The organism is Parabacteroides goldsteinii (assembly GCF_020091425.1).
In the GTDB taxonomy this organism is placed as follows: domain Bacteria; phylum Bacteroidota; class Bacteroidia; order Bacteroidales; family Tannerellaceae; genus Parabacteroides; species Parabacteroides goldsteinii.
In genome coordinates this window covers 4,686,138-4,702,190 of the sequence record NZ_CP081906.1, presented here as the reverse complement: position 1 = coordinate 4,702,190, position 16,053 = coordinate 4,686,138, and the positions used below count along the sequence as shown (strand labels likewise).

General features: G+C 46.4%; 17 protein-coding genes and 2 riboswitches. Of the genes, 5 read left to right on the top strand and 12 right to left on the bottom strand.

Annotated features, from left to right (window positions below; translation table 11 throughout):
* Positions 1-243: 243 nt before the first annotated feature.
* The 3 genes from K6V26_RS19930 to K6V26_RS19920 are packed head-to-tail and all read right to left on the bottom strand — an operon-like array spanning position 244 to position 2,249.
* Positions 244-972: a DUF6064 family protein gene (locus tag K6V26_RS19930; protein ID WP_224263650.1), complete on the bottom strand. Its 729-nt coding sequence runs from the start codon at positions 970-972 to the stop codon at positions 244-246.
* A 24-nt stretch (positions 973-996) separates the two neighbouring features.
* Complete coding sequence (locus K6V26_RS19925; protein ID WP_007655663.1) at positions 997-1,485, bottom strand: threonine/serine exporter family protein; 489 nt, start codon at positions 1,483-1,485, stop codon at positions 997-999.
* Entirely contained in the window at positions 1,482-2,249 is a 768-nt protein-coding gene (locus K6V26_RS19920) for a threonine/serine exporter family protein (RefSeq protein WP_007655662.1), read from the bottom strand. Before K6V26_RS19920 ends, K6V26_RS19925 begins: the two co-directional genes overlap by 4 nt.
* A 136-nt stretch (positions 2,250-2,385) precedes the next feature.
* A riboswitch (cobalamin riboswitch) is annotated at positions 2,386-2,583 on the top strand.
* A 59-nt stretch (positions 2,584-2,642) separates the two neighbouring features.
* Here K6V26_RS19920 and K6V26_RS19915 point away from each other — a divergent pair.
* The 5 genes from K6V26_RS19915 (at position 2,643) to K6V26_RS19895 (ending at position 8,618) form a co-directional block, all read left to right on the top strand.
* Positions 2,643-2,858, top strand: coding sequence for a cysteine-rich CWC family protein (locus tag K6V26_RS19915; RefSeq protein WP_046146438.1), 216 nt, complete (start codon positions 2,643-2,645; stop codon positions 2,856-2,858).
* 1 nt (position 2,859) lies between these two features.
* On the top strand, positions 2,860-4,374 hold the full coding sequence (gene accC, locus K6V26_RS19910) for an acetyl-CoA carboxylase biotin carboxylase subunit (protein ID WP_224263649.1): 1,515 nt from the start codon (positions 2,860-2,862) through the stop codon (positions 4,372-4,374).
* Positions 4,375-4,411: 37 nt separating this feature from the next.
* Positions 4,412-4,933 (top strand): biotin/lipoyl-containing protein, encoded by a 522-nt coding sequence (locus K6V26_RS19905; protein WP_046145584.1) that lies wholly within the window; start codon positions 4,412-4,414, stop codon positions 4,931-4,933.
* 1 nt (position 4,934) lies between these two features.
* Positions 4,935-6,467 (top strand): acyl-CoA carboxylase subunit beta, encoded by a 1,533-nt coding sequence (locus K6V26_RS19900; protein ID WP_224263648.1) that lies wholly within the window; start codon positions 4,935-4,937, stop codon positions 6,465-6,467.
* Positions 6,468-6,622: 155 nt separating this feature from the next.
* Positions 6,623-6,819, top strand: a riboswitch (cobalamin riboswitch).
* Between the two features lie 122 nt (positions 6,820-6,941).
* A complete protein-coding gene (locus K6V26_RS19895; RefSeq protein ID WP_224263647.1) occupies positions 6,942-8,618 on the top strand; it encodes a putative transporter in 1,677 nt (558 codons plus the stop codon).
* Positions 8,619-8,720: 102 nt separating this feature from the next.
* Here K6V26_RS19895 and K6V26_RS19890 read toward each other — a convergent pair whose 3' ends face one another.
* Genes K6V26_RS19890 through atpD form a run of 9 tightly spaced genes read right to left on the bottom strand, consistent with a single transcriptional unit; the run spans position 8,721 to position 15,803 of the window.
* A complete protein-coding gene (locus tag K6V26_RS19890) occupies positions 8,721-9,578 on the bottom strand; it encodes a F0F1 ATP synthase subunit gamma (protein WP_007655661.1) in 858 nt (285 codons plus the stop codon).
* 16 nt (positions 9,579-9,594) lie between these two features.
* Positions 9,595-11,184, bottom strand: a complete 1,590-nt coding sequence (gene atpA / locus K6V26_RS19885) for a F0F1 ATP synthase subunit alpha (protein WP_010801515.1) — start codon at positions 11,182-11,184, stop codon at positions 9,595-9,597.
* A 13-nt stretch (positions 11,185-11,197) separates the two neighbouring features.
* The gene (locus K6V26_RS19880) at positions 11,198-11,740 is read right to left on the bottom strand and encodes a F0F1 ATP synthase subunit delta (RefSeq protein WP_007655659.1); all 543 of its coding nucleotides are present in this window, start codon (positions 11,738-11,740) and stop codon (positions 11,198-11,200) included.
* Positions 11,741-11,743: 3 nt separating this feature from the next.
* A complete protein-coding gene (atpF, locus tag K6V26_RS19875; protein ID WP_007655658.1) occupies positions 11,744-12,244 on the bottom strand; it encodes a F0F1 ATP synthase subunit B in 501 nt (166 codons plus the stop codon).
* Positions 12,245-12,257: 13 nt separating this feature from the next.
* Entirely contained in the window at positions 12,258-12,512 is a 255-nt protein-coding gene (gene atpE / locus K6V26_RS19870) for an ATP synthase F0 subunit C (protein WP_007655657.1), read from the bottom strand.
* A 50-nt stretch (positions 12,513-12,562) separates the two neighbouring features.
* Positions 12,563-13,621, bottom strand: a complete 1,059-nt coding sequence (gene atpB, locus K6V26_RS19865) for a F0F1 ATP synthase subunit A (RefSeq protein WP_195586442.1) — start codon at positions 13,619-13,621, stop codon at positions 12,563-12,565.
* Positions 13,602-14,030, bottom strand: a complete 429-nt coding sequence (locus tag K6V26_RS19860; RefSeq protein WP_007655649.1) for a hypothetical protein — start codon at positions 14,028-14,030, stop codon at positions 13,602-13,604. Before K6V26_RS19860 ends, atpB begins: the two co-directional genes overlap by 20 nt.
* Before the next feature lie 12 nt (positions 14,031-14,042).
* Positions 14,043-14,279 (bottom strand): F0F1 ATP synthase subunit epsilon, encoded by a 237-nt coding sequence (locus K6V26_RS19855; protein ID WP_007655647.1) that lies wholly within the window; start codon positions 14,277-14,279, stop codon positions 14,043-14,045.
* Positions 14,280-14,285: 6 nt separating this feature from the next.
* The gene (gene atpD, locus K6V26_RS19850) at positions 14,286-15,803 is read right to left on the bottom strand and encodes a F0F1 ATP synthase subunit beta (RefSeq protein WP_046145577.1); all 1,518 of its coding nucleotides are present in this window, start codon (positions 15,801-15,803) and stop codon (positions 14,286-14,288) included.
* Between the last annotated feature and the right edge of the window lie 250 nt (positions 15,804-16,053).

Genomic DNA, 16,053 nt, shown 5'->3' with positions numbered 1-16,053 from the left:
AAAACTTTTAACGGGTTAAATTATGTCAAATGACTGATAGTCATATATGTTATTTGTGAAAACGGAAAACTTTGAAGATTTTGATGATAAAAAGTTTTTCCAAAAAGGCTGCTTGGTGATAATTGGGTATAATGTGAAAGGTATCAATTGTTTATGCAGAAAAACAGAGAAAACAGGGGCGATTCCGGTCAATCGCCCTGTCTGTCGATAGTACGAAATATCTATAATTGCTTATTCGGATTGCTATTTGTCTTTCAGTAATTCGATAAACATGGTTGTCGTCAGTAATATCCCAATGGCAACGCAGACCAGGATTAGTAATAAGTTTACATATTTCGCATTCGGCTTCGAGCCGGTGTGCAGGTTGTTGGCGAAATATTCTTTGAAGAAAAGATATAACGCCGGGACGGAAGCACTGGCCAGCAGGAAATCTTCCGGGATATTGAAGTAATATGTTTTCGACAAGCCGATTAGCGACCAGTGTGTCAGAAACAGGACTATGAACATGTTGATATTCTTAGAGAAGAACAACAGGAGTCCGATGGTGAAAACAACGACCGAACAAGGCATGACCGGCGAAGTTATTTCCGGGAAAGTCAGTCCCCGTGCCATCGATATCAGCGGATAGATAAACGGCATGGCAAACAGGAAGTACGCCAACCAGTCATATTTGCGGGTACGTTCGAAAGTGGTGTATCCTGACAAGGCATCCCACCCCCATAGTATCGCCATGATCGCCCAGAATAAGGCCATCACTTCGTTGTAGCTGCGCTCGGCACAGTAGATGTAGTAATAGATGACCGATATCCACAGATAGACGGCAATCAGATAGATTTTCATTCCGTTCTTTACCCACGGCTGAGGGTTGCGGGTCAGCAGGACGGTCAATATTATCCCGATCAGGATAATTCCCAGTTGCCATTCCCAGGTTGCTGTATTGTAGAGTCCTATCGTTTTCCAGAAAATTTCCATAGAGTTATTCGTATGCTGATGATTTTATTTGCGTCGTGTTAATGAAAAAGCCTTACCCGGCAGGAGGAAGATCGGCAGTGTCGCACCGACCGTCAGCATGAAGATCGCGGTGAAGGTAACGAAACCGTTCGACATGAACATTTCAATATATTTCGCTTTCTGTACCGGTTCGTCCATCGTCTGGAGGAACATGATCAGCGAGAAAACCATGTTGTAGGCAAATTTGCCTGGGATCATCGGCAATAAAGCCGGGATATAAAGCACTGTCATCGGGCAGTAAATCCTGCCTCCCAGCCACAAACTACCGAATCCGATCACCAATGCCCCGAACAGGGAGGCGGTGGCGATATCCACACCAAAGAAAGTCATCAGGCAGAATCGGCAGGCATGGCCTACGGCAGCCAGCAAGGCAATGTAAGGAAACGCCCGCATAGGTGGGTCGGAAATCGCACCGAAACCAATACCTGCAATGGCTGCAAAAAGTCCGTCTAAAAGAATATCCAATACTATCATATCAAATTATTTTTTACCATCATTAATGTGAAAGAAAGCCCGATCGCGATACAGATAATCAGCATCAGTGCATTGACCAGCCGGGCAAAACCGGTCAGTATATACCCTTCGACAATATCGATGACCCCATTGATCAGCGGTACGCCCGGTATCAGGAACAGGACGCTCGTTGCCAGTGCAATGTCCGAGGTCGTGTCGAATATCAACGCTGTAGAGGCACAAAGCGATGCAATAAAGGCCGATACCACGAAGATTATGTAATGATTGAATTTCCGTATCTGCATCTGTTGTTTCAGGAAAAAACCGGTGATAGTCGCAGAAAAGACAATCCCCATCGAAGTAATATCTCCCCCGAACAGGCGGCAGAAAGAGGCATTGGCAAAACCTACCAGTATCAGAACGAAAAGCGGATCGATGTGCGGGCTGGCGATAATCTCCTCATATTTATCTTTTAATTCTTCCAGCGACAAATGTTTGTCATACGTTTCCCAACTCAGAGCGCTCAGTTTGGCGTTCTTCTCGAAACTTATCGGAAGGGCGGGGATATCGATCACCTCGCTGTATGTTTCTTTCGTATCATTGTCGGAGATCGTCAGAATAATATTTTTCTGAAAAATGCTGATTTTAACATCAGCGCCATATGCTTCTCCTATTCGTTTGGAACTCCGGACTACCCGGGATGTGTGTACCCCGCATCCCATCATATGGGCGGAGTACTCTGCGATGAATTTGGCTACGGGTAGCAAAGATTCATTTCTACTCATGTCGTACTTTTTATATATGAACCGGATTCTATTCCGGAATGTTTCTTTTTGCTGGCTGAAAAACGGGCGATAAACCTAAACCGGGGCGCAAAAGTATAAAAAACTTATTTTATATCATTGTTTTGTCTTTTATTTTTGTAGTTTTGCACCGAAATGGTTCTGTATTTTTGATTCTGGAAATACAGATTAAAAGGGAATCGGGTGTAAATCCCGGACAGTCCCGCTGCTGTGAAGCTCTAATAACATTCTGAAAACAACTTATGCCACTGACATGTGTCGGGAAGGCTTCAGGATGGGAGTCAGTCAGAAGACCTGCCGTTCGTTAAAGGCTCATATCCTCGTGGGTTAGGATACGGGTTCGAAATGATTGTTTATTCTAAATTTATCAGATTTATGGAGAAAGATTGTCCGCGTTGTGGGGACTCTTTTGTTTGTCGGGTAGATGATATATCCGCCTGTCATTGTGTGCCTGTGAAATTGGATGAACTCCAGCTTGCTTATGTGAAGGTCCATTATCCGGGATGTTTGTGCAACTCCTGTTTGAATGAGATCAAGAAATATTTCTATGCCTGTGAGGTGAATCCCCGTTATAAACATTTAAAGCATTGATATGATACGGAAGATATTAATTGCAAACCGTGGCGAGATCGCCGTACGTGTGATGCATTCCTGCCGGGAGATGGGAATACAGTCTGTGGCTGTTTTTTCGGAAGCCGACCGGGCAGCACGACATGTACTTTATGCTGATGAGGCCTGCCTGATAGGGCCTGCTGCATCAAAAGATAGTTATCTGGATATTGAAAAGATTATCCAAGCGGCAAAAATTCATAAAGCCGATGCCATTCATCCCGGTTATGGTTTCCTTTCGGAAAATGCAGCTTTTGCCCGCAGATGTAAAGAGGAAAATATTATTTTTATTGGCCCGGCTGCTGAGACGATGGAGGCGATGGGCGATAAGATATCAGCCCGTAAGCGGATGATCGAGGCTGGTGTGCCGGTTGTTCCGGGAACGCAACAACCGTTGCTGGATGCTGCCGAAGCCGTTCGGATATGTAAGGAAATCGGTTTCCCCGTTATGCTGAAAGCCTCTATGGGAGGCGGAGGAAAAGGGATGCGACTGATCTATAAAGAAGAAGATGTGGTGGAGGCTTATCATTCTGCCCGTTCGGAATCGTTATCGTCTTTTGGTGACGACACAGTTTATCTGGAGAAATTCGTAGAGGAACCTCATCATATCGAATTTCAGGTATTGGGTGACAATCACGGGAATGTAATCCATCTTTGCGAACGTGAATGTTCCGTTCAACGCCGTAATCAGAAAATCGTGGAGGAAAGTCCGTCTCCGTTCATCACTCCCGAGTTAAGAAAAAATATGGGTGAAAAGGCTGTTGCTGCGGCAAAAGCTGTCAACTATTCCGGTGCTGGTACCATTGAGTTTTTGGTGGACAAACATCGGAATTTTTATTTTCTGGAAATGAATACGCGTCTCCAGGTGGAGCATCCGATTACCGAGGAAGTTTTAGGCGTCGATCTGGTAAAAGAACAGATTCGGGTGGCTAACAACGAACCACTCCATATCCGCCAGGAGGAGATCGTCCAGCGCGGACATGCCATTGAATGCCGTATCTGTGCAGAAGATACAGAAGCCGGTTTTATGCCTTCTCCCGGTGTCATTAAACAATTGACAGAGCCGAACGGCATCGGTGTCCGTGTAGACAGTTATGTGTATGAAGGATATGAAATACCGGTTTATTACGACCCGATGATCGGAAAACTGATCGTTTGGGCGACAACGCGCCAATATGCGATCGAACGCATGCGGCGGGTATTGCATGAGTATAAGATTACCGGGTTGAAAACGAATATCGGTTACTTACGTCGGATTATGGATACATCCGACTTTGTGCAGGGAAAGTATGATACTTCTTTTATTGAAAAAAATGCCGGACAATTGCAACATCCCGTAGAAGAGGGTGGAACAGAGACTGAAAATATAGCTATGATCGCTGCCTATATAGATTATCTGGTCAATCTGGAGGAAAACAGATCCGGTCAGGCTTCCGACAATCGTCCGATCAGCCGCTGGCGTGAATTCGGATTACAAAAAGGAGTCCTGCGTATTTAATAATCGGCACATTAGCACTATTGAATAATTATTATTTATGGAAATACATATTGGAAAAAGAGTTGCGGATGTTTCGTTGGTCAGTAAAGATGGGAACAAAGTCCGGTTGACTATTGACGGTATCCTTTATGAAGTCGATGTCGTAATGGCCGAAAATGGCGCCTGTTCTATTTTGCACAACGGTGTTTCGTATAATGCAGAACTGATCCGCGGAGAAAGTGGTAAAAACTATACGGTGAATACCCATTTCCTCTCTTATGGTGTGGATATTGTTGATACGCAGGTGAAATATTTGCGTATGCGCAGGAATAGCGAAGAGCGGCAGGACAATAAGATTATTTCTCCGATGCCCGGCAAGGTGGTGAAGGTTGCTGTTCAGAAAGGCGACCGTCTCGAACCTGGCGATATTGTCGTAGTGATCGAAGCAATGAAGATGCAGAGTAATTATAAGGTAAGTTCGGCCTGCACGGTACGCGATGTACAGGTAAAAGAAGGGGATTCGGTGACGAGCAACCAGGTCCTTCTGACTTTGGATATAATAACAGACAAAGAGGATTAAAATGGGAAAAGAACATTTATATAAAACGTTTGAAGAACTGGATAAGGCAGCTTCATTGGGAGGCGGTATGGCACGCATAGAGAAACAGCATGAAGCCGGACGTATGACTGCCCGTGAACGTATTGACATGTTACTGGATAAGGGTACATTTGTCGAACTGGATAAGTTTGTCGTTCACCGTTGTACCAATTTCGGTATGGAAAAGAACAAAATAGCGGGTGACGGGATCGTTTCGGGGTATGGCAAGATAGACGGACGCCAAGTGTTTGTCTATGCTTATGACTTTACCGCTTACGGAGGAACATTGAGCGGAACGAATGCCGCGAAGATCGTCAAGGTGCAACAACTGGCATTGAAAAACGGAGCGCCGGTAATTGCCCTGAATGATTCGGGTGGTGCCCGTATTCAGGAAGGGGTCAGCAGTCTGGCCGGATATGCTTCCATTTTCTATCAGAATACGATGGCCTCGGGAGTGGTTCCGCAGATTTCTGCGATCCTCGGACCTTGTGCCGGAGGAGCCTGCTATTCGCCTGCGTTGACCGATTTTATTTTTATGGTGAAAGAAAAAAGCCATATGTTTATCACCGGTCCGGACGTGGTCAAGGCGGTTACCCATGAAGAAGTAGGAAAAGAAGAATTGGGTGGTGCTTATACACATAGTACTAAGAGCGGTGTTACTCATTTTATGTGTGATACGGAAGAAGAAACATTAATGAGTATCCGCGAATTACTCGGTTTTCTTCCGGGCAATAATATGGAAGATGCCCCACTTGTTCCTTGTACGGATGATATCCGCCGCGAAGAAGAATCGTTGCAGGAGGTGATTCCGGATGATCCGAATATTCCTTATGATATAAAAGATATTATTGAACCGGTGGTGGATAATCACTATTTCTTTGAGGTAATGCCGCATTTTGCAAAAAACATCGTAGTCGGTTTTGCCCGTTTAGGCGGACGTACGGTCGGTATCGTTGCCAACCAGCCGGCATTCCTGGCAGGTGTGCTGGATATCGATGCTTCGGATAAGGCGGCTCGTTTCATCCGTTTTTGCGATTGTTTCAATATTCCACTGGTTACTTTTGAAGATGTACCCGGTTTTCTTCCGGGATGTACCCAGGAGCACGACGGTATTATCCGCCACGGTGCGAAGATCGTCTATGCTTATGCGGAAGCGACCGTGCCTAAAATCACGTTGATTACCCGGAAAGCCTATGGCGGTGCTTATATCGTTATGTCGAGCAAACCGACCGGTGCCGATGTTAACCTGGCTTACCCTATGGCGGAGATTGCCGTTATGGGAGCAGAAGGGGCTGTTAATATCTTATATAGAAAAGCAACCGGGGAAGAGAAAGAGCAGGCAATGAAAGAATATGCGGAAAACTTCTCTAATCCTTACCGGGCTGCCGAGCAAGGATTTATCGACGAGATTATCATGCCGCGGCAGACTCGTTTCAAGCTGATACAGGCGTTGGAGATGGCAAAGAACAAAAGCCAGAGCAATCCGCCGAAAAAACATGGCAATATGCCATTGTAACGATTTGATTTTGTTGTTAGAATTATGAATGGTAAATCCCTGTCGACCGTGAGGCTGGCAGGGATTTCTGCTTATGTCATAGTTTTATAAATAAACAGGAACGTAAAAGTTTAAAAAACTTGTATTTATCATATTGATTTTGTCTTTTATTTTTGTAGCTTTGCCTCCGAATTGGTTTCGTGTTGTCTGTTCGGATGATACGGATTAAAAGGGAATCGGGTGTAAATCCCGGACAGTCCCGCTGCTGTGAAGCTCTAATAACATCCTGAAAACAACTTATGCCACTGACATGTGTCGGGAAGGCTTCAGGATGGGAGTCAGTCAGAAGACCTGCCGTTCGTTAAAGGCTGTTTTTCCTCGTGGGTTAGGGAAATGGTTCGAAAAGAATATTAATTCTAAAGTGTATGAAAATCATGGAGAAGCTTTGTTCGCGTTGTGGCGTGGAGTTTTGCTGTGCCTCAAAAGCGATTGACTATGGAATGGATTCATGAATTATTATGGGGAGAAGGTATCGGACATTCCATCCTTTTACTGTCTCTGGTTATTGCCATAGGGATCCAACTTGGTAAAATCAAAGTATTTGGAATTTCTCTGGGGATAACCCTGGTATTGTTTGTCGGTATTCTACTGGGACATTTTGGGTTTACAATCAATCCATCTGTTATTCATTTCTTTAAAGAGTTTGGATTGATCCTGTTTGTTTATTCAGTCGGCATGCAGGTCGGACCCGGTTTTTTCTCTTCTTTTAAGAAAGGGGGGATGACTTTGAATGGCCTGGCTTGCGGAATTGTCTTTCTCGGAGTTATGATGGCCTTGGTGATACATTTTGTGACAGGAATTCCTATTCCGACGATGGTCGGTATTTTATCGGGTGCAGTAACAAATACGCCGGGACTGGGGGCTGCTCAACAGGCATTTAGTGATATGACGGGGACTTCTGATGATACGATTGCATTGGGATATGCCGTTGCTTATCCGCTGGGGGTCGTCGGTATCATCCTTTCCATGTTGTTTGTCCGGTATATTTTTCATATAAGTTTTGACCAGGAGACGAAAAAGCTGGAAGAAGAGAATAATGTGCATAATAGTGAGGCCACACCTATATCGTTGATAGTGAAGAATCCGGCTCTTTTTGGCAGGAAGATAATGGAACTTGCCGCCCTGTTGGAGCATAGGGAATTTGTCATATCCCGTATTTGGCGTAACAAGACCAATAAAGTAGACATTGTTACCGGCAGTACGATTTTGGAAGAAGATGATAAAATATTTGTGATCACGACTGAACATGATGCAGAAACTATAAAAACCTTTATCGGTCAAGAGATAGAGATGGACCGTAAACAATGGATTCCCGCCGAAAGTGCTTTTGTCAGCCGCCGCATTTTGGTGACAAAGCCGGAACTGACGGGTACTAAACTGGGGGATTTGCAGTTACGCCGTTTGCATGGTATCAATGTAACACGTGTGAATCGTGCCGGAGTGGAACTGGTAGCAACACAAGGTTTGCAATTGCAGGTTGGTGACCGTGTAACCGTAGTCGGTAGTGAACTGGCTGTCGATAAGGTGAGTATGATATTGGGTAATTCGATGAAACGTCTGAATGAACCGAACTTGATTCCAATATTTATCGGTATCGCTTTAGGTATTATTCTGGGAAGTATTCCAATTAGTTTCCCAGGGATTCCTCAACCTATCAAGCTGGGTTTGGCAGGTGGTCCGTTGGTTGTCGCTATCCTGATCAGCCGTTTCGGATACCGTTATAAACTGGTTACTTATACTACCCAGAGTGCCAATCTGATGCTCCGGGAGATTGGTATAACTATGTTCCTTGCCTGTGTCGGGCTGAGTGCCGGGGATGGTTTTGTGGATACTATCGTGAATAAAGGCGGATTTGCCTGGATTGGTTACGGTTTTATTATAACAATGCTACCTTTATTAGTCATCGGATTGATTGGCAGGTATTTTTTTAAACTGAATTACTATACGTTGATGGGATTGCTGGCTGGCAGTACGACGGATCCTCCCGCTTTGGCTTATGCGAATGCAACGGCGGGAAATGATGCTCCGGCAGTAGGTTATGCTACAGTTTATCCGTTGACAATGTTTTTACGTGTACTAACTGCCCAATTAATGATATTATTCTTCTATTAAGTATTAGATTTGGTTGTTAGAAATTGTTCAATAATAATTTTAAAGCCAGGAGCCCCGCCGAAGTGATTCGCCGGGGCTTCGTTTATTTATCGATGTAAAAGATTATTGACCGCTTCCTCCCATAATATCCAGCAATTCATTGGTGATGGCCTGCTGGCGGTTTTTGTTGTATTGCAACGTCAGTTCCTGGATCAGGTCGTTGGCGTTGTCGTTGGCTGTCTGCATGGCAAGCATGCGGGCGGCATGCTCGGAAGTGACAGTGTCGAGCAAGGTCGTGTAGATGTTCAGATGGAGCACTTTGGGGAGCAGTAGGGCCAGCAACTGTTCGGCAGACGGCTCCAGAATATAGTTGCTCGAAGCACTTTCCGGGTCTGCTTCCGGTAAGGAAACCGGAAGGAAAACCTTTTCGGTCAGTATCTGCTCCGCCATATTCTTGAAATGATGGTAGAGTAGTTCCACCCGGTCGACCTGGGCAGAGATATACAACTCCATCAGGGCAGTTGCCAGTTGCGAAGCATCCTCGTAGGCCGGTTTGTCGCCGATCGTAAGGAAGCTGTCATTGGTCTGATAACCAGCTTTATGCAATTCGTCCGCCACCTTTTTGCCGATCGGATAAATGCGCACGGTTATACCGTCCGCCTCATACTGGTGGAGACGGACTGTTAACTCTTTCCATATGTTCGCATTGAAAGCGCCACACAACCCGCTGTTGGAGGAAAAAGCGACAATAGCCACCTGTTTGACCTCGCGAACAGCTGCGTAGGGCGAACTCATATCACTTTCAGCCGACAGCGTGCCCCTTAATATGGCGCTCAGCTTACTCTCGTATTCGAGCATATGTTCGACAATCGTCTGCGTATGATGCAGTTTGGCAGAAGACACCATCCTCATGGCGGAGGTGATCTTCTGCGTGTTTCTGATCGACGCAAGACGGATTTTTATCTCTTTCAGTGATGCCATAGTCTAATTTCTGTTATCAACCTGCTTTATATGCCCCGCTGACCTGGTGGGCTGTTTCTTCCAGGATACGGCTGACTTCATCATTTATCACACCCGATTTTAGTATATCGAGTACGTCTTTCTGATGATTGGTGATCAGAGTCTGTAAGAACGCATTCTCAAAATCGTGTACCTTATCCAGCGGAACCTCTTTCAGTAAACCTTTGGTGCCGCAATACAGGATAGCGATTTGCTGTTCCACAGGCATCGGGTTATACTGGGGTTGTATCAATAGTTGTGTATTTTTCTGTCCTTTGTCGATCGTGAAGGCGGTTACCGCATCCATATCGCCGCCGAATTTTGTGAACGATTCCAGTTCGCGGAACTGTGCCTGGTCGATTTTCAGCGTACCGGCCACCTTCTTCATCGCTTTCAACTGTGCGTTACCACCCACACGGGATACGGAAATACCCACGTTGATAGCCGGACGGTTTCCCTGGTTGAACAGGTCTGTTTCCAGAAATATCTGTCCGTCGGTGATGGAAATTACGTTGGTCGGGATATAAGCCGACACGTCGCCCGCCTGCGTCTCGATAATCGGCAGGGCAGTGAGCGAACCGCCACCTTTTACCTTATCTTTCATGCTATCGGGCAGGTCGTTCATCTGGCTGGCTACTTCCTGTTGGTTGATGATTTTCGCTGCACGTTCCAACAGGCGTGAATGCAGATAGAAAATATCACCCGGATACGCCTCGCGGCCCGAAGGACGACGAAGGATCAGGGATACCTCGCGATAAGCGACTGCCTGTTTCGACAAGTCATCATAGACAACCAATGCATGACGTCCGCTGTCGCGGAAATATTCGCCGATGGCAGCTCCGGCAAAAGGAGCGAAATATTGCATGGCAGCCGGGTCGGAAGCAGTGGCACTGACTACGATCGTGTAATCCATCGCCCCTTTTTCCTGTAAAGTGTTTACCAGAGAAGCGACTGTAGAACCTTTCTGTCCGATCGCCACATAGATACAGTAAACCGGATTACCGGCTTCATAATTACTGCGTTGATTGATGATCGTGTCGATGGCGATCGAGGTTTTACCAGTCTGACGGTCACCGATAATCAATTCACGTTGCCCGCGTCCGATAGGGATCATGGCATCTACGGCTTTGATACCAGTCTGTAAAGGTTCGTTTACCGGCTGGCGGTAAATAACGCCCGGAGCTTTTCGTTCCAGCGGCATCTGGCATTTCTTTCCGACAATCTCGCCTTTACCGTCGATCGGGTTACCCAGCGGATCGATTACACGACCGATCATGTTTTCGCTTACGTTGATGGAAGCGATGCGACGTGTACGTTTCACCGTGTCGCCCTCTTTTACCTGGTCGGTCGGGCCGAGCAATACGGCACCTACGTTGTCTTCTTCCAGGTTCATCACGATGGCTTCCATTCCGTTGTCGAATTGCAACAACTCATTGGCTTCGGCATTGTCCAGCCCGTAGATACGTGCAACACCGTCACTGACCTGAAGCACAGTGCCCACCTCTTCCAGATGGATCGTGGTGTTGATACCTTCCAGTTGTTCGCGTAAAATGGCGGAAACTTCACTTACTTTTATCTGGTCTGTCATACGTTTTTCTTTTTTAATTTTTTTCGATTAGCTGATTTCTGATTTCCCGCAGTTGCCGGGCGTAGCTGGCATCTATCCGGGTATTACCGATACGGAGCACGAAGCCACCGATCAGTTCCGGCTTGATCACTCCCATGAATTCGATGGTGTTGCCGGTTTCTTCCTTCAGCCGTTTCTTTAAATGTTCCTGTGTCGCTTCATCTACCGGAGCCGGCGTCTTGAACAACACACGGGTGATCTTTTTGTCTTTCCGGTACATATGGATATAAATATATGCCATTAGCGGTAACAAGCTCTCTCTCTTGTGCTGAAGTACCAGGCGGATAAAACGGGTGAACAACTCGCATACTTCCAGGCCGGCGGCGGTAGTCAGCAACTTTACTTTCTCCTCCAGGGGAAAGATGGGGTTGTCGAGCACCGCTTTCAGTCCCGGCTCTTGCTCGAAACTGATGGTCAGCATCTTCATGTCATCATATACCCGGTCCTCCTGCCGCTTGTCTTTTGCCAGCGAAAAGAGTGCTTTGACGTACCGGGAAGAGATTGTACCTACGTCCATATCTTATGATTTACTAAACGAAACATTGTCGAGCAGCCCGTTGATGATCTTTTCCTGTTCATCGGTACGGCTGATTTTCTCTTTCATCACTTTCTCTGCAATGGCGACTGACAGGTCGGCGATTTCGGTGCGGACTTCGCGGATGGCTTTGTCCTTTTCTTCCCCTATCCGGCGTGTCGCTTCCTCCAGTTGCAGATGTGCCTCAGCGGATGCCTTTTGCCGGGCTGCGCTGATAATCTGTTCTTTTTCGGCCAGGGCTTGTTTCAGAATCTCATTCTGCTGCTCTCTTGCCTGGGCAAGAATCTTTTCGCTTTCGGCCTGGATGCCGGCAAGTTGTTCGTTTGCCTGGCGGGCCGATTCGAGGGAATGATCGATGTATTCTTTCCGTTGTTCCACGGCTTTGATGATTACCGGGAAACCATATTTGGAAAGAATAACAAAGACGATTCCGAAAGAAAGGATCATCCAGAATAAAAGCCCTGCGTCTGGTGTGAGCAATGACATAGTTTACTTTTATTTATTGGAACAATCCTAAGAAACATACTACGATCGCAAACAGGGCAACACCTTCTACCAATGCACCCATGATAAGCATGGACGTACGGATGTCACCGGCTGCCGACGGTTGGCGGCTGATACCTTCGACGGCACCTTTACCGATCAATCCGATACCTATACCTGCACCGATAGCAGCTAATCCTGCTCCTACTGTTGCTCCAAGTTTAGCGATGCCTGCACCGGCTGCTGCTTGTAATAAAATTGCTGATAACATAACTCTCAATCTTTAAAATTAGTAATCTTATTATTAATAAATATATTTGTTCATTCCCGTACTTTGGCCAATCCGATATAGTTGGCCGACAACAGGGTGAATATATAGGCCTGAAGGCATGCCACCAGCAGTTCGAGACAGTTCATAAACACGGTGAACAATACGGATACGATTGTCATCGTGCCGTTTATGGCTGTTCCCATCGAGGCGGTGATGAATATCAGGCAAGTCAACGCCAGAATGATTGTATGTCCGGCCATGATATTGGCAAACAGACGGATCATCAGGGCGAACGGCTTGGTGAGTATGCCGAATAATTCCACGAAGGGCATGATCGGCAACGGTAACTTCAGGAAGATAGGGGCATTGGGCCAGAATATCTCCTTCCAGTATTCCTTGGTAGCGAACAGGTTCACTGCCAGGAACGTACATAAAGCGAGCATGGCGGTAATGGTGATATTACCGGTGATATTGGCTCCTCCCGGGAAAATCGGAATAATACCGATCAGGTTGTTTATCAGGATGAAGAAGAAGACCGTCAGCAGATAAGAAGAGAAAGGCTTATATTCTTTGCCGATTCCTTCCTTCACTACGCCGTCATGTATGAACATGACCGCCATCTCCATCAACCCGGTAAATCCTCCGGGGGCTTCATACGGATGCTTTTTATACCAACGGGCGGTACGCAGCACGATGAAAAGCAGTAAGCCGCAACTGAGAAGCAGGCCGCATACGTTTTTGGTAAGTGACAGGTCCCAGGGCTTTACTTCTTCGCCTCTGCTGTTTTTTTCTACCACCTTTCCGGCATGTTTCCCTTCCTTGGCGATGTAATAGTTATGATGCACATTACCATGATGCAGGTGTGAGGAGAGGAACAAGTCCCATCCGCGTTCTTCGCTTTTCAGCAGGACGGGCAGCGGTATGGAAATCTCTTTCCCGTTCCACTCCGTGATGTGCCAGGTGTAGGCATCCTTGATGTGTGAGAATACGATATCCTGCACATCTACCTCACCTTGTTTCGCATCCGTGGAGGCGTTTACCGGAAAGCTGATGCAAACCAGTAACAAGAAAGTAAACCAAAACAGGCCGTTATTTTTTATTCTGTTCATCTTTTTCTTTTTTCTCACTAATCATTCTCTTTTTCTCAAACAGATACAATGTATATGTTTCCAGTACAAGATAAATGAAATAGAACAACATCATCGTGAAGCCGAAGGCTTTCAGGTTCTGTCCGACCAAAGCGGCATAAAGCCACAGGAAAACCAGTGCGAGCGTGAATTTGCAGAGGCGGACTACCATATAAGTAACAACTGTGACGTCTCCGTGTTTCCGTTTGACATGATCCAGAAAATAGATCATTAACATACTGCTTAACCAGTAAAACACCGGTATCGACGGATACCACTCAAAATAATGCGAAGGCCAGATGGTGTATAACAAGCCTCCCAGGGAGACGCCGATAACTACATTAATAAAGGTAGTCAAGCCCATTAGCTTCATTCTTAATCTACCGCTCATGATCGTATTTTTTTATTCGATGCATACGGACAGGATATCGTCTTTTATCTCGACGAATCCGCTCTGTATTTTTATTTCTTGTTCTTTCTTTTCATCTGTCTGGTACCGGATAACGCCTTCTTCCAGGGCTGCGATCATCGGAGCGTGATGGGGCAGGACGTCGAATGAGCCTGCCGTACCCGGAAAGGATACATAATCTGTCTCTCCTTTGAATAAAACACCACCAGGGGATATGATTTCCAGTTCCATACGTTTTTAATTTGCTTGTTCTGCCAGTTTCTTTCCTTTTTCAATCACATCTTCAATCGTTCCTACATTCAGGAAGGCCTGTTCAGGGATATCGTCGGTTTCACCGTCCATGATCATATTGAATCCGCGGATGGTGTCTTCGATAGAGACCATTACGCCCGGTACGCCGGTGAATTGTTCCGCCACGGCGAAAGGCTGCGACAGGAAACGTTGTACACGGCGGGCGCGGTTAACCGTCTGGCGGTCCTCGTCCGAAAGTTCCTCCATACCCAGGATAGAGATAATATCCTGCAACTCCTTGTTACGCTGGAGTATCTGTTTCACACGCTGTGCCGTTTCGTAATGTTCCTTGCCTACGACCAGCGGGTCGAGGATACGGGATGTCGATTCCAACGGGTCGACTGCCGGATAGATACCCAGTTCGGTAATCTTACGGCTCAGCACGGTGGTAGCATCCAGGTGCGTAAAGGTCGTTGCCGGTGCCGGGTCGGTCAAGTCGTCTGCCGGCACGTAAACAGCCTGCACGGAGGTGATGGAACCTTTTTTCGTAGAGGTGATACGTTCCTGCATAGCTCCCATTTCGGTAGCCAGTGTCGGCTGATAACCTACTGCCGACGGCATACGTCCCAACAGGGCGGAAACTTCGGAACCGGCCTGCGTGAAACGGAAGATATTATCTATAAAGAACAGTATATCGCGAGTCTCGCCTTCCGGAGCCAGGTCGCGGAACGATTCGGCGATGGTCAGTCCCGATAGAGCGACCGACGAACGTGCTCCCGGCGGTTCGTTCATCTGTCCGAACACCAGTGTCGCCTGCGATTTAGCCAGTTCTTCGTGATCTATCTTCGACAGGTCCCAATGACCGGCTTCCATACTTTCCTTAAATTCTTTACCGTAACGGATTACATTCGACTGTATCATTTCGCGCAGCAGGTCGTTACCTTCACGGGTACGTTCACCCACGCCGGCGAAAACAGAAAAACCGTTATTCTTTTTGGCAATGTTATTGATCAGTTCCATGATAAGAACCGTCTTTCCGACTCCGGCGCCACCGAACAACCCGATTTTACCTCCTTTGGAATAGGGTTCCAGCAGGTCGATCACCTTGATGCCGGTGTAGAGCACCTCTTTGGTGGTTGTCAGATCTTCAAACTTCGGCGGCTCACGATGGATAGGGAGAGCTCCTTTTTTATCCAGCATTTTCATCCCGTCGATCGGATCGCCTGTCACGTTCATCAAACGCCCCTTTACCTGATCGCCGACCGGCATGGTAATGGGCGAACCGCATGATACGGCTTCCATTCCTCGTTGCAGTCCGTCTGTCGTATCCATAGCGACTGTACGGACTGTGTTTTCCCCAATGTGTTGCTGAACTTCCACGATCAGTATTTTCCCATTAGGACGGGTTATCTCCATGGCGTCATGAATACGGGGTAGCACTATTTTCTCTTCTTTTTCATTATCGAAGTGAATATCCACGACTGGACCGATAACCTGTGAAACATAACCTTTTGTTTCTCCCATACAATTCTTTTTAAACCTCGTCAATATATTTTTTCAACCGTGCAATATTACGAAAACAACCTGTCGGAAACCCGAACATATTACTTTTTTGGCTTTTTTGCATTTAGTTAAACTTTAAACTAATTTTATAGTCATTCTGAAATGAACCAATTGTTTTGTGATATGGAACAATTTGAGGAAAAATTACGCTGTTTTTTGAAGAATAAGGAGTGGCATTTTGTGTGCGGAGAGGTTTGGGGGATGGTGGTCT